The sequence below is a fragment of the Paraburkholderia sp. BR13439 genome (assembly GCF_040948805.1).
GTDB lineage: Bacteria > Pseudomonadota > Gammaproteobacteria > Burkholderiales > Burkholderiaceae > Paraburkholderia > Paraburkholderia youngii.
Genome location: NZ_JBFPKN010000022.1, coordinates 73,241 through 92,376, shown reverse-complemented (window position 1 = coordinate 92,376; position 19,136 = coordinate 73,241). Strand labels below are relative to the sequence as shown.

Annotated in this window: 17 protein-coding genes and 2 pseudogenes; 2 read left to right on the top strand and 17 right to left on the bottom strand. The window is 63.7% G+C overall.

What is annotated here, in order from left to right; translation table 11 throughout:
- Positions 1–44: 44 nt before the first annotated feature.
- From AB3X96_RS33135 to hcaE, 11 genes and pseudogenes are all read right to left on the bottom strand, one after another.
- Positions 45–350, bottom strand: a pseudogene (locus AB3X96_RS33135) (sensor histidine kinase); the annotation flags it as partial.
- Positions 281–700 (bottom strand): sensor histidine kinase, encoded by a 420-nt coding sequence (locus AB3X96_RS33130; protein ID WP_368592976.1) that lies wholly within the window; start codon positions 698–700, stop codon positions 281–283. The pseudogene AB3X96_RS33135 and the gene AB3X96_RS33130, both read right to left, overlap by 70 nt.
- Positions 701–760: 60 nt before the next feature.
- Positions 761–1,903 carry an ATP-binding protein gene (locus AB3X96_RS33125; protein ID WP_368592975.1) on the bottom strand — a complete coding sequence of 381 codons (1,143 nt, stop codon included), beginning with the start codon at positions 1,901–1,903 and terminating at the stop codon, positions 761–763.
- Positions 1,904–2,568: 665 nt separating this feature from the next.
- Positions 2,569–2,781: pseudogene (locus AB3X96_RS33120) on the bottom strand (integrase); the annotation flags it as partial.
- Between the two features lie 13 nt (positions 2,782–2,794).
- Positions 2,795–3,877, bottom strand: coding sequence for a purine nucleoside permease (locus AB3X96_RS33115; protein ID WP_368592974.1), 1,083 nt, complete (start codon positions 3,875–3,877; stop codon positions 2,795–2,797).
- 165 nt (positions 3,878–4,042) lie between these two features.
- A complete protein-coding gene (locus tag AB3X96_RS33110; protein WP_368592973.1) occupies positions 4,043–4,318 on the bottom strand; it encodes a transposase in 276 nt (91 codons plus the stop codon).
- Between the two features lie 694 nt (positions 4,319–5,012).
- A complete protein-coding gene (hcaD, locus tag AB3X96_RS33105) occupies positions 5,013–6,239 on the bottom strand; it encodes a 3-phenylpropionate/cinnamic acid dioxygenase ferredoxin--NAD(+) reductase subunit (RefSeq protein ID WP_368592972.1) in 1,227 nt (408 codons plus the stop codon).
- 17 nt (positions 6,240–6,256) lie between these two features.
- Positions 6,257–7,093, bottom strand: coding sequence for a 3-phenylpropionate-dihydrodiol/cinnamic acid-dihydrodiol dehydrogenase (gene hcaB, locus AB3X96_RS33100; RefSeq protein ID WP_368592971.1), 837 nt, complete (start codon positions 7,091–7,093; stop codon positions 6,257–6,259).
- Complete coding sequence (gene hcaC, locus AB3X96_RS33095) at positions 7,090–7,410, bottom strand: 3-phenylpropionate/cinnamic acid dioxygenase ferredoxin subunit (protein ID WP_176110767.1); 321 nt, start codon at positions 7,408–7,410, stop codon at positions 7,090–7,092. The genes hcaB and hcaC overlap by 4 nt, the downstream gene beginning before the upstream one ends.
- Before the next feature lie 10 nt (positions 7,411–7,420).
- Positions 7,421–7,963 (bottom strand): 3-phenylpropionate/cinnamic acid dioxygenase subunit beta, encoded by a 543-nt coding sequence (gene hcaF, locus AB3X96_RS33090; protein ID WP_368592970.1) that lies wholly within the window; start codon positions 7,961–7,963, stop codon positions 7,421–7,423.
- Positions 7,956–9,320: a 3-phenylpropionate/cinnamic acid dioxygenase subunit alpha gene (gene hcaE, locus AB3X96_RS33085; RefSeq protein WP_368592969.1), complete on the bottom strand. Its 1,365-nt coding sequence runs from the start codon at positions 9,318–9,320 to the stop codon at positions 7,956–7,958. The genes hcaF and hcaE overlap by 8 nt, the downstream gene beginning before the upstream one ends.
- A gap of 124 nt (positions 9,321–9,444) precedes the next feature.
- On the opposite strand from hcaE, the gene hcaR reads away from it, so the two are divergent.
- Positions 9,445–10,356, top strand: coding sequence for a DNA-binding transcriptional regulator HcaR (hcaR, locus tag AB3X96_RS33080; RefSeq protein ID WP_368592968.1), 912 nt, complete (start codon positions 9,445–9,447; stop codon positions 10,354–10,356).
- Between the two features lie 126 nt (positions 10,357–10,482).
- Here hcaR and AB3X96_RS33075 read toward each other — a convergent pair whose 3' ends face one another.
- The 6 genes from AB3X96_RS33075 to AB3X96_RS33050 form a co-directional block, all read right to left on the bottom strand.
- Entirely contained in the window at positions 10,483–11,103 is a 621-nt protein-coding gene (locus AB3X96_RS33075; RefSeq protein ID WP_368592967.1) for a glycine zipper 2TM domain-containing protein, read from the bottom strand.
- 501 nt (positions 11,104–11,604) lie between these two features.
- Entirely contained in the window at positions 11,605–11,985 is a 381-nt protein-coding gene (locus AB3X96_RS33070) for a helix-turn-helix transcriptional regulator (protein ID WP_176381870.1), read from the bottom strand.
- Positions 11,986–12,079: 94 nt separating this feature from the next.
- Positions 12,080–14,029 (bottom strand): ABC transporter ATP-binding protein, encoded by a 1,950-nt coding sequence (locus AB3X96_RS33065; protein WP_368592966.1) that lies wholly within the window; start codon positions 14,027–14,029, stop codon positions 12,080–12,082.
- Positions 14,029–15,018 carry an ABC transporter permease gene (locus tag AB3X96_RS33060; RefSeq protein WP_368592965.1) on the bottom strand — a complete coding sequence of 330 codons (990 nt, stop codon included), beginning with the start codon at positions 15,016–15,018 and terminating at the stop codon, positions 14,029–14,031. The genes AB3X96_RS33065 and AB3X96_RS33060 overlap by 1 nt, the downstream gene beginning before the upstream one ends.
- Positions 15,015–15,968, bottom strand: a complete 954-nt coding sequence (locus AB3X96_RS33055; protein ID WP_368592964.1) for an ABC transporter permease — start codon at positions 15,966–15,968, stop codon at positions 15,015–15,017. Before AB3X96_RS33055 ends, AB3X96_RS33060 begins: the two co-directional genes overlap by 4 nt.
- 73 nt (positions 15,969–16,041) lie before the next feature.
- Positions 16,042–17,622 (bottom strand): ABC transporter substrate-binding protein, encoded by a 1,581-nt coding sequence (locus AB3X96_RS33050; protein ID WP_368592963.1) that lies wholly within the window; start codon positions 17,620–17,622, stop codon positions 16,042–16,044.
- Positions 17,623–18,117: 495 nt separating this feature from the next.
- Here AB3X96_RS33050 and AB3X96_RS33045 point away from each other — a divergent pair, with 495 nt between their 5' ends.
- Positions 18,118–19,008 carry a GNAT family N-acetyltransferase gene (locus tag AB3X96_RS33045; protein ID WP_368592962.1) on the top strand — a complete coding sequence of 297 codons (891 nt, stop codon included), beginning with the start codon at positions 18,118–18,120 and terminating at the stop codon, positions 19,006–19,008.
- The last annotated feature ends 128 nt before the right edge of the window (positions 19,009–19,136 follow it).

The following is a 19,136-nucleotide window of genomic DNA, read 5'->3' as shown; positions in this document are numbered from 1 at the left end:
ACGGTAAACTCGCTGCCCTGCCCCAACCCAGGGCTGGCCGCGGTTACGGTACCGCCATGTGCTCCCGTCAATGCCCGGACGAGGGACAGCCCGACGCCCAGGCCACCTTGCGAGCGGGCGCGCCCGGGCGGCAACTGGGAGAACATGCCGAACACTGCTGCAAGATTTTCCGGTGCGATGCCGATCCCGGTGTCGCAGACGCGGATGACCGCCTCCTGACCTTCGCAGCGAGCGTCGAGTGCTATCCTGCCACCCGCCGGTGTGTACTTGGCTGCATTGTTCAGAAGGTTCTGGACGATCTGCGCGAGCCGAACCGGATCGACATCGACATACGCCGGTGAGACCGGCACTGCACGGCGAGGTCGTGCCGCTCCCCGCCCTGCAGATCTTTTGCGCCCTCGATCGCGCGACGGATCGTGGATGACAGATCGATGTGCTCCTTACGGAGTTCGAACTTGCCTTCTGCGATTCTGGAGAGGTCGAGCAGATCATCGACGAGCCTGACCAGATGGGCCACCTGGCGCTCAAGGACATCCCGCAGCCAGCCAAGCCGATGAACCGGGATTTTCCCAAGCCGCAAAAGGCGGACGGCCGCCTGAAGGGGAGCCAGCGGATTACGCAGTTCATGGGCGAGCGTGGCGAGGAATTCATCCTTATGCGCGCCGCTGACATGCACATTGTTGCGTTTTTGAATGTTCACGCGCCATCAGAAATAATCCCTGCTGGCGCGTAGCCTCCCAGCGAAGTCCTGGCGCGCCCTTTACACACGCTCGCCTTCTACCTGGACACGGCGCGGCAGGCGGACAGAGAAAGCAGTTTCTTCCTCGTCGGACCGCGCCTCAATCGCGCCGCCATGCGCCTTGGCGATTTCGCTCGCGATATACAGACCGAGCCCAAGGCTGCCGTGGCCTTCTGGGCCGCTTTCACGATCGGAGCCACGCTGAAGAGGATCGAAGATGCGCTCAAGCAATTGTCCTTCGATTGCCGGTCCGCTGTTCCTGACCTCGACGCGCACCCCGGCCTTCTCGCCAGTCACCGCAACACGCACCGGCGCGTTTGGCGCACCGTATCTGATCGCATTCAGAACAAGATTGCCCAACAGTTGCTGCAGACGCGGACCATCCCAGACACCCTGAGTGTCACCATGCAATTCGAGCTCGATCTGCCGGTCTGGATGTATCGCGCGCAACTGGTCCAGCTCATCGGTGAATATGTCCGCCAGATCGACGTCGGCCGGTGTGACGTTGATACCGAGTCCAAGCCTCGTCCGATTGAAATCGCACAAGTCATCGAGCAGCGCCTGCATGCGAGCGCCGCTGCGAACCAGACGCGCCGCCGCTTCCGATACGCGCTCTCCCGCATTGAGCGCGGACAGATATGAGGCTGTCATCTGAATCGTCTGAAGCGGGCTGCGCATGTCGTGCCCGAGCATCCCAAGCAACAGATTGCGAGCCTGATCGACTTGCGTGCTGAAAAAGCCGAGTGATTCGGCGAGCGCCTGATCGATGGCCTCGTTAAAGCGGATGATGTCATCCAGATGAGGCGCATCGGGCTGGCAATCGTCCATCCACAAACGTAACACACTGGCGCGCAACGCACGGTACTCGGCAGCCAGCTGGTTGATGTTGAAGCCGCCTCGCGCGCGTAGAACGGCATGCGTTTGTGCCGCTGTCTCCGTCGCATCAATCAGCGTGGGAGCCCGCCCCAAAGATTTTTCGCGTTGCGCTTCCCTCGTCTGCGAAGTCCGCAAATCTCTGGCTATTGCTTCGAGAATCTGCTGCGCATGGTCGCGCAACGCGAGCGACCCCATCTTACCTGCAGCCGGCAGCAGCGTCGCCGCGAAGGCCTCCCATTGCGCCAGAATGAGCTCGATGTCCCGCGAGATAAAGTCGGCCAGTCGCATGCCCGCTCCTGTTCGAACAGAAATCATGGAGATCTTTTTACCGAATTTATATTACGCGCGGATTCGTCACGCGATTCCATCGGGTTTACGCTGCGTCGGCCAGCGGCTTTCGGGCAGCGTTGCCGATCAACGCGTCGTGGGCGCCTTTGAGCTCCACGACAGTCGGCGCGAATCGAGCTTTTGCTCCGGTTCGGCTCGTCATGCAGCGCCGAGCAGCGTTTCGGATACCGAGCCGGGCAGTCGAAATTCAGCACAACCAGGCCGTTCGAAGCTACGCGACGCAAGCAGGCTGACCGCCCCTGAAGGAGGGCATGCGCGTGGCCCATGCCTCGAATCCCACGTATACCCGACCCGCCGAACGATCCCTCTGCTTCGCGGGCGGCGCTTTTTTTCTGCCCCAAGCTGTCAATGTGGGAAGGGCACGGCACCATTCGCCGGACGCAACCATCAGTGTTGCCACGACCCGCGTTGCGAACGGCATGCACAACCGACATCACGCCTATCAATACTGCGGCGATAGCAGGACTCGTCTGGCTCGCTGGACCCGAATACCACTCCCCGTACCGGGCCCCCTGCTGGCGCCTGCAACTTGTGTGGCATTTTCAATGTGCGCTCCGCCGAGCCTCTTACGGGCCGCACCGCAGCAGTCGGCTAGCATAACGAGCGATGTCCTGCACTTGCAGCCTCGTCAAATCGCACGCTCGCAGCTTGCTATCAATCGCGAGGTTGAATAATGCCAGCTCGCGGACGTTGCTGGACATCCGGAGTCTCGTACGGATCGCCCAGATTTCACGAAGCTTCAATGGTGGCTTCTGGCCGGTAAGCCTGCCTTTGTTCCACGGCGGCCGCCGACCGCTCGAAGGATTAAGCGTTTCCATATCAACCTCCTCTTCAACGAAGGAAGATCGATTGTGTCGGTACGCCGTCGCGCCACTCGCCCCAATGCGTGACGATGTCCTGCACGAGCGAATTGCCCGTCAGGAACAGATTGTTGATCGCGATCGTGAAGCCGCCCTGTGACGCGTAGTTGAGCAGATTGTCCGCGCTCGACTGGCCCGCGTAAGGCCGGTCGAAGTCCGAGCCGGCGCGCAGCACCGCTACACGCTCCAGGTCAACGCGATGCGCGCTCGCCGCGCGCGTCAACGCCTCGAAAGTGGCGTTGTCTTCCTGCTGCGTCGTGCAATAGGTGCCCTTGCCGTCGGTCAGGATTTTCGTCCATTGCCGCGCGCGCTCGCCGAGATCGGTGCCCGACCACCAGGTGTCGCCCGCCAGCGTGTCGCATTGGATCACTGTGGGCGGACGGTTCGCGGGCGCATAGTTGTATTTGGCGCGGGCAGCCTGCGCCTGTGCGTCGTCGGTGAGCGTCACGTTGCGCGACAGCGCGAATGCCGCGTTCGAAAGCGCCTGATTGAGCTGGAACACTTCGCTGCGATAGTCGAGCGGCGGCTTCTGCGTCGGGCCCGTCGTGTTGATGCCGAGATAGCCGGTGTTCCAGCCCGGCGGAATTTCGCGCCCGTCGATCTCCCATTGAATCCCGAAGTCGACGAGCCAGTTGGCCCACGCAGCGGAACCGACGGTTCCCTGCAGCGGATCGATACCCGCGATGCCTGCCACCAGGAAGTACGTATGACGCAAGTCGAAACGAGGCGAGAACGTCAGCGCCATGATCGACGCGGCGGCATTCGCGTGCCCCATGCCCGTCGTCATCACGCACACCTCCTGGCGATTGCAGTGCACTGCGGGATAGTCAGGAGACAGGCCCGCGACGGGGATGTCCTGCCACGGTCCGAGATGATCGAGCCACACCTGGCCTTCCGGACCGAACATCGAAATGATCATCACCTTGACCGGACGGCCATGCGATGCGCCGTCGTCCTGCGCGAAGCCGTCGTCGGCATGCCCGATGGCCGGTGAAGCTGCTGCGCCTGCCAGCAGCAACGATGAAATTGCAGCACCAAAAGCACGATTTCGCATAAGTGGTCCCACCCGATATGTAAGAACTGCGGTTCCAAAACGTGGATCGCGTGCCGTATTGTCGACTGACGTCGTGGTTTCTTATCGGCGTGCAGCGTGGGACCTGGGCGTGAGCCGTTCAGGCGACTATGAGTATAAGCAGAGAAAGATATGAATTGGCAAGCGTTAGCGGAAATCGATGCGCAGTCCGAGGAGGGCTTCCACCTGTCTCAAGGTCCCATCGCGTCGCCATTGCAGGCACTTTATGTAGCAGGTCCGTGCGGGTGGCATGTCCGGCGGCAAATAGCTCCATGCCTTTTGGTGTGTCGAGACCCATAGTATCGCGTTCAATATTTCGCGCGGATGCCTGGGTGTCTTTCCATACCGCCTTGCTTCGTCGAACCGGAAAAGACTGGCGATACGGGCCCAGTCCGCGTCGCTCAGTGGTATGGATGCGGACATATCATTGAATCGTCTTCTTTGCTGCGGGCTCCAACTCCGTCCCGTCAAATATTGATCGCATCATCGACCTCCTTTTTCCGAATCGGGTGCGACGCACCAGTCCCTCTGCCACGGCGTGTTCATGCCAACGGCCGATGCAACCACGGAGTTATATCTCGCCCTCGGGGGTTCCGCCATTGCCTCCGCAACTCGGTCGAAAACATCGTAGGCAACCGTAAATCCGACTTCCATCGGTGCTGGCCGATTATGCCGTCGGAAATGGCTGGCCTGCTTGTCAGGATTTCCTTCGGAGTCAAACGACGTGCTTGCGCTTGTTGGCCGCTTTTTCGTCGAGCAATTCCCATCGGACCTTCATCATCGTCGATCGCTGCCTTTTCCCCGACTAAAAGGCCTCCGGGTGACGTTCGAGATAATCGGAGAGCGAACGCAGGCTGGTCAGCGTGCGTCGATGCTCGGACGCCGCCCAATGAGCGTCACTCTGCAATGGAGAACCCACGGTCCAGAATCTCGTTCGCCACGCGAGACACCTGCTGTGCCGATGCAAGCGTCGAATGCGCAGTTGGCACGAGCTGCCGATCGAGTGGCTCAAACACAATGTTCGACTGCCGCAACGCGGCATCCAGGCTCGCCTTCATCGATCACACTGTTCGTCTTGAGCCTTTGAGCGTAGCAGACCTACTTCGACAAATCCCCTTCAAACAACTTCTTTGGCGATCTCGCGCATCGTCCGCCCTGGATCGAGCAGTACCTCGCGCGCCAGCTTCGCGCGACGCTCCACCAACTGCCGCACGCTGCGCATTTCACGGCCGAAGTTCACGGTGATCGCGCCAACCAGCGCGCCCGCTTCGTCAAGCCCGAACAACATGCAAGGTGGCTCGTTGAGTTGCCCGCGCACGATCCAGTCCGGCGCGGACATGTCGCCGACGAACTGCACGTTCAGGCCGCACTGATCGGTCCAGAACCACGGCGCGGTTTGCGCGTCGGGCGCGAGGCCGAGCATGGCGCGCGCTGCCGCAATGCCCTGCTTTTGCGCGTTGTCCCAGGTTTCGTGGCGTCGATAAGTCCCGCTGCTCGCGTCGTGCCGGCTCGCGACATCGCCCGCCGCGTAGATATGCACGTCAGAAGTACGGCACGCCGCATCGATCACGATGCCGTTATCGATCGCGAGCCCAGCGGACCGCGCCAGTGCGATGTCGGGTTGCGCGCCGACACCGTAGATCACCGCGTCGCCGGCAATTCGCGTGCCGTCCTGAAGATTCAGAACGATCTCGCCGTTTTCGCGCGTGGCGTTCGCGAGCGTCGCGCCAAAGTGGAACGTCACCCCTCGCCGGCGATGAACATCGCACAGGAACTGACTGAGCAGCACAGGCGCGCATCTCCTCATGGCCAATGGCGCAGCTTCGATCACGGTGACTTGCGCGCGGAGATCGACCGCACTCGACGCGAGTTCGAGTCCGATCACGCCCGCGCCGACCAGCAGAATGCGCCTGCCGGGGCGCAATTCGCTCGCGAGCTTGCGCGCATCGTCGAGTGTGCGCAGCGTATGCACGTTCTCGCCTAAAGCATCGAGTAGCGGCAACCGGCGCGCCTGCGCACCGGTCGCGAGCAGCAGCTTGTCATATGCGATCGATGTGCCGTTCGCCAGTGTCAGCTTGCGCGTTTGCCGATCGAGCGTGCTGACAGCCACGCCGATCTGCAATTCGATATCGTGCTGGGCGTAGAAATCATCCGCATGCACGGCACAGCGCGTTTGCTCGGGACGCAACAGCACGTCCTTCGAAAGTGGCGGACGCTCGTAAGGCGGATGCGCTTCGTCACCCACCAGCAAGACACGCCCCTCGAAACCTTGCCGGCGTAGTTCGGCGGCCGCATTTGCGCCAGCCTGCCCTGCGCCGACGATCACATAAACGGGACGATTCATGAATCCCTTCTCGCGAATCAAAGATGAAGACCACCCGCGACGTGACGAATGCCGCGAATGCCGAGACCGGCATCAGCATTAATCATCACGCCGCTCAGTACGCGGTTGTTCGCGCGCGAAGCCAGCATTACGTAAGGGCCGGTGAAATCGGCGGGCTCGGGGAAGAACTGCAGCGGCAGGATGCTGGCGATCGCCTCGGGAGAGCGCGAATCCATGATGCGTTTGTCCTCCTGGCCGAGTGCGGTCGGACCGCGCAAATCGCTCGCCATCCCGCACGGGCCGACGCCGTTGACGCGCACCTTCGGTGCGAGTTCGTAAGCAAGCTCGCGGATCAGGCCGACGGCCGCATGCTTGCTGGCGGTGTAGAGCGGGCCGCCGCCGCCCGGATAGAACGACGAATTCGACAGCGTGAAGATCATGCTGCCTTCGCTTGCGATCAACGCGGGCGCCGAGGCCTTCGCGCCGAGCAGGTAACCCTTCACGTTGATCGCGAACAGTTCGTCGAATCCATGGTCCAGTTGTTCGGAGCTCAGATCGAGCAGGCCCGACGCATGATCCCAGATCGCCGCGTTGCCGATGAACGTGTCGAGTGAGCCGAACCGCTCCAGCGTGGCCGCGACGGCGCGCGCATTGTCCTCGTGCGAGCGGACGTCGCCCTGCACGGCCACGACCTGCGCGCCGAAGCGCTCGTGAAGCGCGGCCACTTTTTCCGCCGACCGCTCCAGCACGCCAACCCGGCAACCTTCACCCAGAAACCGTTCGACAAGCGCGAGCCCAAGTCCCGAGCCGCCGCCTGTAATCAGCGCGACCTGGTCGCGCAGCCAACCGCTACCCTCGATCTTCGCCGCGCTCATGCAACCTCCGGCATGTCGACGTAGATCTTCCCCTCGACCACAGCGATCGGAAACGTTCTGAGCGGTTCGGTCGCGGGCTGGCACAGCGCCGCGCCCGTCTTCAGGCAAAAGCGCGCCGCATGCAGTGGACATTCGACAGTGCCGTCGTCTTCCACGTATCCGTCAGACATCGAAGCATTGCCGTGACTGCAACGGTCGGCGAGCGCATAGACCTCGCCATTCGAACGGAACACCGCGACGGCCTCGCCAGGGGCGTCCACCTTGATAGCCTCGCCGTCGGATAAGGCGGTGTCTTCACAAACAAGAATGCGTGCCATGATATTCGCTTCAGAAAAGTACGCTGAGGTTATGAGAGTTCAGGGTCGCCTGATCGAGCGTGATCTCGCGGCGGCAAATCTGCCAGGCCGCGGACGTATCCGCGCGGCGCACGCGGTCGAGGCGTTTGCCGGCATAGATCGATTCGTCGCGCTCTTTCTGCGAGCGATACAACAGGTAGTTGAGCCGCACATCGAATTCGCCGGGGTCCTGGGTGGCCGTCACCACGACGTTGCTCACCAGGTGTCGCGTTCGCGAAGGCGGCTCTTCCGCCCAGGCCATGCCCGTTTCTAGGCGCGCGATGCGGCGTTCCAGCTGGGCATGGTTATCGTTGAAGATCCAGGTGGTCGGCGGCTGGACGCTACGGCGGCGATCGCGCGTCTGCGCGTTGACGGTCGTGCGCATCGAGTAATGCACGTCCTGCGACATCAGCGCGAGCCAGTCGCGAAAGCGCCAGTCATCGAGCAGTTCGGCCTCGTGATAGAGAAACTGTTCGATCTCGTGATGCAAAGCCAGCGGCACGGTTGCCGGACGGTTCAGCGTGGTTTCAGTCATGTTCGAGCACCTCCTGTTCGTAGGCGCGCGTGCGCTCCAGTACTTCGTCCCAGCTATCGCAGGCGAGCAGATCGGCCCAACGGCGATACATGCCGCGCGCAGCCGTCTCCGAGAAGATGTAGTTGGTCATGCCCGGAATGCCGTCCTCGCGGACTTTCTCGTTGCCGAGTCCCATTTCGACGACCAGCTTCGTCTGCCGCGCGCGCTTGCCGCGCAGCACTTTCTGGATCTCCACCCAGTTCTCCGAGTCGTCCTGCTCCAGAAAGCCCGCCGGCCCGAATGCGCGTGTCGCGCTGCGTTCGAAGGCCTGTTTGACTTCGTCGGAGGCATCCCTATCGGCAATGCAGAAGGCCCACACCTCGACCTGGTTCGGGCCGCGTGGGTGCCATACGCGCAACGTGGCGGTGCCGTTCAACCACGACATCGTCGGGAACATATTGTTGTGGCCGGCGAGCCGCAGTGCGCGCACCTTGCCGAGACGCGCCTCGACTTCGGAATACGTATCGCGAAAGTATTGCGACACGACGCCGTCCACCCACACGTTCGCGTCCGGATTCTCTGTGAAGAAAAAGCCGCTGCCGTGGCCGGCCTGGCCGTATTGCAGCGCATCTTTCGCGGTCTCCCACACCGGGCGCGCGGTCTGTCCCGCGCCGAGCGCCTTGTCGTCCTCGCCTGCCTTCGCGCCCAGTACCTGCACGGCCGACGCATGCGAATACAGCGCGTGATACTGATCGCTCGCGAACTGTTCTGCCGGAAACTTCCAGTTGCAGTCGATCACCCACTTATGTACGCCGCCGATGATTTCGGTGCCGCCGGGACGGCGGTCTAGCACGCCGTCCAGATACCACGCGATGTCGCCCATGTACGCCTCGAGGTCGGGCGCGCTCGCGTCCCAGTTACCGAATATGAGGCCCTTGTATTCGGCGACGCGCGTCACTTCCTGCAAGCCGAGCTTCTCCTTGCACAGGCCATGCGGGTAAGCGCGCTGCTCCAGCGGCACGTCGACGAGCGCGCCGTCGGTCCCATAGGACCAGCCGTGATAGGGGCACGTAAACGAGCGGGTATTGCCGCAATCGGCGTAACTCACGCGCATCGAGCGATGCCGGCACTGGTTCAGGAATGCCTTGACGGAGCCGTCTTTCTGGCGGACCACGATGATCGGGTCCTCGCCCATGTAGGTGTTGAAGTAATCGCCGGCTTTCGGAATCTGGCTGACGTGCGCGAGGAACAGCCAGCAGCGGCCGAAGATGCGTTCGAGTTCAAGCTCGTACAGGTCGGGGTCCGAGTAAATCGAGGATGCAACGCGGCCATTGCGGGCATCGACCAGCGCGTCGAAGTCGATCTCTTTCTGAGACATTTGGCGTCTCCTCCAATGGAGGTTTTTGGGGATGGGGCAAATGATCGACGGCGCCAGTCACGCTGTAAAATATTTTGTTTGTTTGGTTTAAGACGTTTAAACGATAACTGGAGACCCCCTCGCCATGGAACTTCGACACTTGCGCTACTTCATTGCCGTGGCGGAGGAGCTGAGCTTCACACGTGCGGCCGAGCGGCTTCGCACGGCTCAGCCCTCGCTGAGCCAGCAGATTCGCGATCTCGAAGAGCAGGTCGGCACGCCGCTGTTCGAGCGCACGCGCCGCAAGGTGGAGTTGACCGAAGCCGGCAAAGTCTTTCTGATCGAAGCGCGCCTGACGCTGGCGCAGGCCGAACGCGCAGTGACGCGGGCGCGTCACATAGGGCGCAAAAGCAGCTCGACTGTCACCATCGGCTTCGTGCCGGCCGCCGAAGTGCGGATTTTCCCGGGCATACTGCCGCGGCTGCGGCTACGCTTTCCCGAACTGAACGTCGATCTGCGCAGCATTCCCACTTCCGAGCAGGAGCAGATGCTGCTCGACAACGAAATCGACGTCGCCTTCATGCGCAAGCCGATTCGCTCGCCCGACATCCTCTCTGAAGTCGTGCTCCGAGAACCTATTCTGGTCGTACTGCCGGTCGCTCATCCGCTCGCGCGATACAAGCGGATCAAGCCGGCGCAGCTGGACGGCGAAGCGTTCATCAGCACGCATCCGCTTTATTCGGGCGATGTGTATGACGTCGTGGACGGCTACTTCAAACAACATGGGCTGCAACCCAAGGTCATTCAGGTGGCGACCAATATCCTGCTGAACCTGAACCTGATCGGCATGGGACTCGGTTACGGACTGCTGCCCGCCTATACCGCATCGCTGACGAATCCATCGATCTGCACGAGGCCGCTCGTGGGACCGGTGCCCGAGATCGAACTGTTGATGGCATGGCGCGCCGGCAACCGCTCGCCCCAGCTTGATGCACTGCTGGAGCTGGTGGCGCACCACTCGGACAGTAATCCGGGGGAATCCCGCAACGCCAGCTAAGCGGCGCAACAGTAAAGCGGGTTTAGTCGCAACAAGATGGCCAGCTATGGCGTAGAGCGCCCGTGTTGGCGTGGTCTCTCGCCTGGCCGCTCCGCGGGTCGTGACGCCAGCCGACAGTCCCCGCAATCAGTAACGGGAGAGTTGGCTGCCGTTGACCTGCACGCGCTCGCCCGGACGCAGGTCGCCGGGCGTCGGCACGTCGAACGCGCGCGTTGAGCCGTCGCTCAGCTGCACGTCGATCTGGTAGCCGGCGGGCCGACCCATCTGCTGGCCGATCTGGTTGCCCGCGTAGGCTCCACCGAGCGCGCCGATGACGGTCGCTGCGTCGCGACCGTGGCCGCCCCCGATCTGATTACCGAGAACGCCGCCAACCAGCGCGCCGACGACGGTTCCCGCGATACCCGAAGTACCCGTGGCAGTACTCAAGGGCCGGATGCTTGAGATCGTGCCGTACTGCGTGCCATATTGATTGCCGTATTGCGGGTTGTACTGCGACCCGTACTGGCCGCCGTTTTGCGTGTCATACGGCTGTTGCGGCGCAGGCTGCGGCGCGTAGCCGGGTTGCTGCACGTTGCCCGGTTGCGCGTAGACGGGCTGGCTATACGCGGGCGCTGCATACTGGCCCTGGTAGCCTTGCTGCGAGCCGTACGGCGCGTAGCCCGGGGCAACGCACGCCGACAACGAAAGACTTGCTGCAACGACAAGCGCAGCGGTCAGGGCGAACCTGGTAGAGAGCATGGGCATCAAGGTATGGTTGGCATTTCCGCCGCGCCGGGCACGGCGAGCATAAAGAGGAAGGCGGTTGCGCGGCAGTATAAGGAAAGCCCGCCCAAACGTCCGCTGCGCGACGGTAACAACGTGTAAAGTCCGTTGCCGGGTGAATGGCGACGGGCGGACGGCATATCCGGATCACGACGGCATTGCGAACACTCTGGCGGTTGTTGGAATGCGCTTGTGATGTGATCGACGACTCCCGCTATCCCCCGGCCTGACGGGACGTCTGCTGGTGCCGCACTCGGCACGAGGAGTGCGCTGCACGTTAGCATTCGCTACAGAGCGCCTTGCCGAAGCGCGCATCGAGCCTTCCGTCATCACAATGCCCTGACGCCGGCAGATTTCTCGCGCCCTGAGACGCCGATGCTCAACCGGTCTATCTGGGTCGGCTCTGCCTTGTGACGTCGTAGGTTGCGCGCGTTCGAGACCGCCCGCGATTCCATTGATCGACAGCATTGCCGTTGCGCGACCGCTTTATCGGCATGCGCTGACCGCCTCCGGCGAAGCGACGAAATGCCCCGGCGTCACGCCGACCGCGCGCCGGAAATGTCGGCCAAGGTGACTCTGATCGAAAAACCCGACCTCGGTCGCGACCTCAGACGGCGGGACGCCGTCGCGCAATAGCCGCTTGGCGTGTTGGATCCGCACCAAACACACATAACGATGCGGCGAGATTCCAACTTCTTTGCGGAACAGCGTCGCAAAACGTGACACACTCAAGCCCGCCGTCGCCGCGAGCGTCGCAAGACTGACCGGCTGCGCGAACGAGCTGTCGATAAAGGCCACGGCCCGCCTGATCGCACGCGACATCACCACGGTCGTGCCGCTGGCGGTGTAGTCGAAGACTCCAGTCATGTCGTATCCCTTCGGGCCACAAAATCATGCGCGCCGCTCGGACGACACCGATTCGGCAAGGCCGATGCCGTCATCGCGTCGCGCGAGTTCGCCATCAGACGCGCAGCGTGACAGACTGCGCGAGCCCACCAGCCGCAGTAGCGCCGTCCGGCGGTCCGTTCTGGTATTGCTCCAGTTCCGCTTCGCTGCGATGGCACAGCACCTGAGCGCCGCTCGCGAGCGTGCGCGCGGCCGGCGGTGTGCGGTTGCAGACCCCATCGATGCGCAGCGGGCAGCGCGCGAGAAACGTGCATAGCTGCGGCTCATCGGCCGGCTCGGCGATCGGCGGCAGCGTCTGATGACAGCGCTCGCCCGCTTCTTCGAGCCAGCCGGCGCGAAGCTCCGGCGCGGACGACACCAGCAGATGCGAATACGGGTGGTACGGCGGCGCCGACAACGCGTCGCGGTTACCCGCCTCGACGCGGTGCCCCGCGTACAGCACGACGATGTCGTCGCTGATCGCGCGCACCTTGGCGATGTCGTGCGTAATGAACAGATACGACACGCCGAGCTTTTTCTGCAGATCGCGCAGCAGTTCGAGAATGGCTGCGCCGACCACCGTATCGAGCGCGGAGGTGACTTCGTCGCAAAGGATCAGCTTGGGTTCGGCGGCCAGCGCCCGCGCCAGATTCACGCGCTGTTTTTGCCCGCCCGACAACTCCCCGGTGCGACGCTGCGCCAGTTCGGCAGGCAGGCGCACCAGGCCAAGCAGTTCGGCGACGCGGCGCCGCGCGGCCTCGCCCTTCATACCGTGATAGAACTTCAACGGGCGCGCCAGCGTGCGCTCGACGGTATGCGTCGGGTTGAGCGCGGTGTCGGCGTTCTGGAACACGATCTGGATACAGCGAAACTGTTCGCGGCTGCGACGGTTCAGGTTGGCGGCAAGCGGCTCACCATCGAGCAGCAGCTTGCCGCGCGCCATCGGCACGAGCCCCGCGATCACCTTCGCGAGCGTCGTCTTGCCCGAACCCGACTCGCCGATCACGCCCACCGTCTGGCCACGGCCGATTGCGAGGTCGACGTCGCGCAGAATGACCTTGTGCGGCCAGCCGTGCGCGTCGGTGCCGCCGTAGCCGGCCGTCAGCCCGCGCAGTTCGAGCAGCGGCGCCGCGTTGCATTGCGACGCGTCCAGCGCGGCCGCAGCGGGTGCAACGGGCGTCACCGCGGCAATCAGGCTCTGCGTATATGGATGGGCCGGCGCATGCAGAATCTGCTCGGTGCGGCCCGTTTCACGAATCTCACCGTTACTGAGCACCACGATCCGATCGGCCATCTGCGCGACCACCGCCAGATCGTGCGACACATAGACGGCGGTCATTCCGCATTGCCGGATCACGCCGCGAAACGCTTGCAGCACGTCGATCTGCGTCGTGACGTCGAGCGCCGTGGTCGGTTCGTCGAGGATCACGAGGGCGGGGTCGGTGATCAGCGCCATCGCCGCCATCAGCCGCTGCAACTGGCCGCCCGACACCTGGTGCGGGTAACGCTGGCCGATCTTCTGCGGGTCCGGCAGCGCGAGCGCCCGGAACAGTTCGACCGCTTTTGCCTGCGCGGCGCGCTTGCTGAGCGTGCCGTGAATCAGCGCGCTTTCGATCACCTGGTCCATGATCGAGCGCGCCGGGTTGAACGCGGCCGCCGCGCTTTGCGCGATATAGGCAACCTTGCGGCCACGCAATCCCTCGAGCTGTTTCGGCGAGAGTCCGAGCACGTCGGTGTCGCCGACCCGGATCGAGCCGCCCGCGATGCGGCAGCCGCTGCGAGCATGGCCCATCAGCGACAGCGCGATCGTGGTCTTGCCCGAGCCCGATTCGCCGATCAAGGCGAGCACCTCGCCGCGCGCAATCTCGAAGTCGATGTCATGCACGATCGTGGTATCAGGCTCGCCGGGGCGGCTTCCCACCACGCGCAGGCCCCGCACTTCGACCAGGTTGGACGACGGTGACGACGTGGTCTGCGAGACGGCCGTAAAGTCCGCGTGATCACGTCTGAACAGGTGTCCCTTCATCAATGACCTCCATCGGCATCGGGCATGTTCTTGCGCCGCCCACGATGCGGCAGTCCGTCGATCAGCAGGTTCACGCCGACCGTCAGCACCGCGATTGCGATCGCGGGCAGGATCACCACGGGCACGCCTTCACCGAGACCGGCGATGTTCTCGCGCACCAGCGAACCGAGATCGGCATACGGCGGCTGCACGCCCAGGCCGAGAAAGCTCAGGCTGCTCAGCAGCAGCACGACGAACGTGAAACGCAGCCCGGTGTCGGCGAGCATCGGGTGGATCATGTTCGGCAGCATCTCGAAGCACGCGATGTAAAGCGCGCTTTCTCCGCGCGCCCGGGCGACCTGCACATATTCGAGCGTGCCGATATTGACCGCGAGCGAGCGGGCGATCCGGTACGAGCCCGGCATGTAGCTGATGGCCGCTGTCGCGATCAGCAACGGCAGCGACGAGCCGAACGCGGCGACGATCATCAGCGCGAACATCTTCGACGGAATCGAGGTGACCGCATCGAGCAGCCGGCTCATGGTTTCGTCGATATGGCGGCCGGCGACGGCCGCGAGCAAGCCCAGCATCGTCCCCGTGAGCGCGGCGAGCAGCGCCGCGGCGAGCGCCAGCACCACCGTCAGCCGCATGCCGTAGATGATGCGGGTCAGCATGTCGCGGCCCAGGTAGTCGGAGCCGAGCGGCAGCTTCGCGCTGAAGCCGGCGAAGACGTCGGGCGTGATGATCGCGCCCACCGCGTGCGGCGCGATCCACGGCGCGAACGCCGCGACGAACAGCGCGCAACTCACCATCGCGAGACCGATCCAGCCGCCGGTCGACAGATTCATGCGCTGCGCGACGCTGCGACGGCGCACCGGCCGCGGCGCCGGAGCGCCGCCGCCACGCCATGACCGTGGTGGCTCCGCGCCCTGCGGCAGCATGCTGCTGCGCTGCACCGGCTCGAGCGCGCCGAGTTGGTGAGACGAATCGGAAGGTCGAAGAGTCGTCATGTCCGCAGCCTCGGGTTCGAGATGATGGCGCACAGGTCGGCTAGCAGCACGAGCATCAGATAGCCGAGGCAGAACAGCAGCGTGCAGGCCTGCACGAGCGGGAAGTCGCGGTTGCTCACCGCGTCGACCATCAGGCTCGCGAGGCCCGGATAGTTGAAGATGGTCTCGACGACGATCACGCCGCCCAGCAGATAAGACAGGCTCAGCGCGATCGCGTTGGCAATCGGGCCGATTGCATTCGGCAGTGCGTGGCGCAGTACCACGCGCGCGGGGCTCGCACCCTTCAGCATCGCCATTTCCACGTACGACGAACTGAGCTGCTCGATCACCGCGGCGCGGGTCATGCGGGCCATCTGCGCAATCACGACTGCGCAGAGGGTTACGACCGGCATTGCATACGCGCGCAGAAAGTCGTGCAGGCTCTCAATGTCGCCGCTGTACGACAGCGCGGACAGCCAGTGCAGCTTGACGGCCAGCACCAGCACCGCGAGCGTCGCGATCAGGAACTCGGGCGTGGCGACCAGCGACAGCGTACCGAGGCTCACGATGCGGTCGATCAGCGAGTCGCGCTTGACCGCCGCCAGGATGCCCGCCGACACCGCGATCGGCACCGACACCGCGGTGGTGATCGCCGCGAGGGTCAGCGACTTCGGCAAGCGCCCTTCGATCAGCTCGGAGACCGGCAGATTATTCGATAGCGACACGCCGAAGTTCGCGTGCAGCAGACCGACGAGCCAATGGAAGTACCGCAGGTAAGCCGGCTGGTCGAGACCGAACTGCTGGCGCAGCGCCGCGACCGTTTCGGGCGTCGCCGACTGGCCGAGTGCGGCCTGCGCGGCATCGCCGGGCAACAGATTGGTGATCACGAAGATGATGATCGAGACGATCACCAGCGTCAGCGCGGTGACGGCGATGCGCCGGCCGATCAACTGGGCGATATTCCCGTTCATAGGCATGACCTCCTCGGTTGAGGCTTTGGGGCACGCGCCGGGCGCGCCCGGCGCGTGCGCGCGCTTCAGCGTGTTACGCGTTCCACCACACGTACTCGGCGAAGTTGAAGCCCATCATCGCGCCGGTAGGTATGGGTTGAAGCCCTTGCAGGCGCTTGTCGTTCGCATCGAGCAGGCTCAGGAAGGCCGGAATGCCGATGCTGCCCTGCTCCGCTACCAGCACCTGCATGTCGCCGTACATCTGCTTGCGCTTCGCATCGTCGGTTTCCGAGCGCGCGGCGACCAGCAGCTGGTCGAACTTCGGGTTGTTCCAGCCCGACTCGTTCCACGGCGCGTCCGACTTGAAGAACTGCGTGAACAGCACATCGGCGCTCGAGCGCGGATTGACGCTGCCGAACCCGAGCGGATGCTTCATCCAGTGGTTCGACCAGTAACCGTCGGCCGGCACGCGGTTGATGTTCAGGTTCACGCCGATCTTCGCGGCGGACTGCTGCAGCAGCACGCCCATTTCGATCGAGCCGTTCGCGTCGGTCGTCGCATAGATCGGCGGCAACGCCGTCCCGATCGCTCCGGCTTTCTGGAAGTAGAACTTCGCCTTGTCCGGATCGTGCGGCCGCTGCGGCAGCGACGCATTGAAGTAACGGTGGCTGGGCGGAATCGGCTGATCGTTGCCGACCACCGCATAGCCGCGAAACACCGCCGTGCGGACCTGGTCACGATCGAACAGATACTTCATGCCCTGTACGAAATCGGCGTTACCGGTCAGCGGATTGTCGCGTCGCATGATCAGATCGGTATAGAGACCCGACTTGGTCTCGCGCACCTCATAGCCCGGCGTCGCGGCAATGCGCTGCGTCGAGCGCGGATCGACGGCGCTGATCAGTTGGACATCGCCGGACAGCAGCGCATTGATGCGCGCCGCGTCGTCGCCGATACCGATCAGCTCGATCTGGTCGAGGTAGGGGCCGCCGCCCGTCTTCCAGAAGTTGTCATTGCGCACGCCGACTGTCGAGACGCCGGGCTTGAACGTCTTCACCTTGTACGGGCCGGTACCGACGGCCGTCGTGAAGTCCGTCGTGCCGTCCTTGATGATCACGAATTGCGGCGTGGCGAGAATCACCGGCAAGTCCGCGTTGGGCGACGCGAGCGTCAGTGTGACTTCGTTGGGGCCGGTCTGCTTCGCTTCCACGAACTGATCGGCCAGCGTCTTCACCTTCGAAGCAGTGGCCGGATTCTTATGACGCATCAGCGAGTAGACGACATCGGGGGGCGCAAGCGGCTTGCCATCGTGGAAGGTCGCACCCTTGCGCAGCTTGATCACCCACACCTTCGCATCGCTCGTGTCCACCGCTTCGGCGAGATTCATCCGCGGCGTCAGCGACCTGTCGAGTTGCGTCAGGCCGCTGTAAAACATGAAGAAGCGGATGTAGTCGGCGCCTGCCGATCCCTTGGCCGGGTCGAGCGTATCCGCGGTCGACGATGAGTCGTAGGCGACCCGGATCTTGCCGCCTTTCTTCGGCGCGGTCGCCGCAAGCGCGGGGCGAGCGCCCGCCAGCAAGCCTCCCGCGCCGGTGGCGAGCATGCCGCCGGCAGCCAGCAAACGCATCATGTCGCGGCGGCTGAAACCGCCCGTTTTGATTTCGTCGTCGTACATGCGAACTGCTCCTCACTGGTGATTGAACGTGGGATATCCAGCATTGGTGTTCGACGGCGCTCCGCGTGCTGGTCGCGGCGCGGCGGCACTGCATGAATCGATTTAAGCACTGCCAAAAATGGCTTTGATCGCGTATCGCTGGATTCGACCATTCGAAAACATGGTTTTGAGTGGTCCAAACAGCATGATTTGCCGCCCCTGGCATTGACCCTGACGCGCGAGCCCGGCGCCGTGCGCGATCTTCGAAGCGAGGCGTCGGCGCATGCACATCATCGTAGCGGCGAGCGCACCGCGGATTGCACCGACAAAATTGGCCGTTTCAGCACGCCGCACGCAATCTGCACGACCGAACCACACATTTCGCGTGGCATGCCCGGCACGGGCGCAGCGGCGCCTCGCCGGGCGCGGCACGCACGACGATGAGAAGTTCGTACTAGTCAACGCGCGAGCAACGTGCAACAGTCGCGGCACGGCCGACAAATCACGGAGCACCCCGTGCCCGATTCAACCAAGCACGCACTTTTCACCTACCGACGCCTGACCGCCAACGACCTGCCCGCCGCACAACGCCTGTCCGCCGCGATCGGCTGGCCGCACCGCCGTGAAGACTGGGGGTTCTCCGCGCACACGGGAATCGGTTTCGTCGCCGAGACGGCAGGCGCATTGGTCGGCACCGTCGTTTGCTGGAAGTTCGGCGCGGATCAGGCGACGCTCGGGATGCTGCTCGTCGCGCCGGAGCATCGCGGCCTGGGTATCGGCCGCACGCTGCTCGCTTGCGCGCTCGACGAGATCGGCAAGCGCGACATCACGCTCTATGCGACCGACGCTGCCCAGCCCATGTGCGACGCGCTCGGCTTCGAGGCCTGCGGCACACTCGACCAGATGCAGGGCGCGGCGTTCCGCCCGCCGCTCGTCGCGCTGGCCGCCAACGAGCGGCTGCGCCCGCTCGGCGCGAGCGACGCCGTGCAGCTCGTCGAGCTCGCATCGCGCGCGAGCGGTCTCGACCGCAGCCACGTGCTGCCACCGCTGCTCGATCTGGCCGACGGTATCGCGCTCGATCGCGACGGCGAACTCCTCGGCTTCTCGTTGTTCCGCCGCTTCGGACGCGGTTTCCTGATCGGCCCCGTGGTCGCCGGCGCGAGCCCGGACGCCGTGCACGCCAAAGCGCTGATCCGTCATTGGCTCGCGCTGAACGAAGGCGCGCTGGTGCGCATCGACGTGCCGCACGGGCAAGGCCTGCGAACGTGGCTAACCGGCCTCGGCCTCGCACCCACGGAGACGGTCGTCAGGATGCGGCGGATCGCATCCGCGCAAACCCGTTCCGAGCCGACGCGCGCCGACGGCTCGCTGCATCAGTACGCGGTGATCGCGCAGTCGTTGACCTGACGCGGCCACGAACGCTCGGGCTGAACTCCCGTTCGCGCCGCTATTAAGCACGCGCGGCAGAAAATGCTGTCTGTGGGGTAGAAAACGCTGCGCCTGCGCTCTTTGAGCATTTTTTTGGCGGAACGGCT

Coding starts and splice junctions, on each gene's coding strand:
- AB3X96_RS33110 (WP_368592973.1), bottom strand. CDS start 4,318: ATGTCCGCATCCATACCACTGAGCGACGCGGACTGGGCCCGTATCGCC.
- hcaC (WP_176110767.1), bottom strand. CDS start 7,410: ATGGCACGCATTCTTGTTTGTGAAGACACCGCCTTATCCGACGGCGAG.
- AB3X96_RS33125 (WP_368592975.1), bottom strand. CDS start 1,903: ATGCGACTGGCCGACTTTATCTCGCGGGACATCGAGCTCATTCTGGCG.
- hcaD (WP_368592972.1), bottom strand. CDS start 6,239: ATGAATCGTCCCGTTTATGTGATCGTCGGCGCAGGGCAGGCTGGCGCA.
- hcaB (WP_368592971.1), bottom strand. CDS start 7,093: ATGAGCGCGGCGAAGATCGAGGGTAGCGGTTGGCTGCGCGACCAGGTC.
- hcaR (WP_368592968.1), top strand. CDS start 9,445: ATGGAACTTCGACACTTGCGCTACTTCATTGCCGTGGCGGAGGAGCTG.
- AB3X96_RS33050 (WP_368592963.1), bottom strand. CDS start 17,622: ATGTACGACGACGAAATCAAAACGGGCGGTTTCAGCCGCCGCGACATG.
- AB3X96_RS33055 (WP_368592964.1), bottom strand. CDS start 15,968: ATGAACGGGAATATCGCCCAGTTGATCGGCCGGCGCATCGCCGTCACC.
- hcaE (WP_368592969.1), bottom strand. CDS start 9,320: ATGTCTCAGAAAGAGATCGACTTCGACGCGCTGGTCGATGCCCGCAAT.
- AB3X96_RS33065 (WP_368592966.1), bottom strand. CDS start 14,029: ATGAAGGGACACCTGTTCAGACGTGATCACGCGGACTTTACGGCCGTC.
- AB3X96_RS33070 (WP_176381870.1), bottom strand. CDS start 11,985: ATGACTGGAGTCTTCGACTACACCGCCAGCGGCACGACCGTGGTGATG.
- hcaF (WP_368592970.1), bottom strand. CDS start 7,963: ATGACTGAAACCACGCTGAACCGTCCGGCAACCGTGCCGCTGGCTTTG.
- AB3X96_RS33115 (WP_368592974.1), bottom strand. CDS start 3,877: ATGCGAAATCGTGCTTTTGGTGCTGCAATTTCATCGTTGCTGCTGGCA.
- AB3X96_RS33060 (WP_368592965.1), bottom strand. CDS start 15,018: ATGACGACTCTTCGACCTTCCGATTCGTCTCACCAACTCGGCGCGCTC.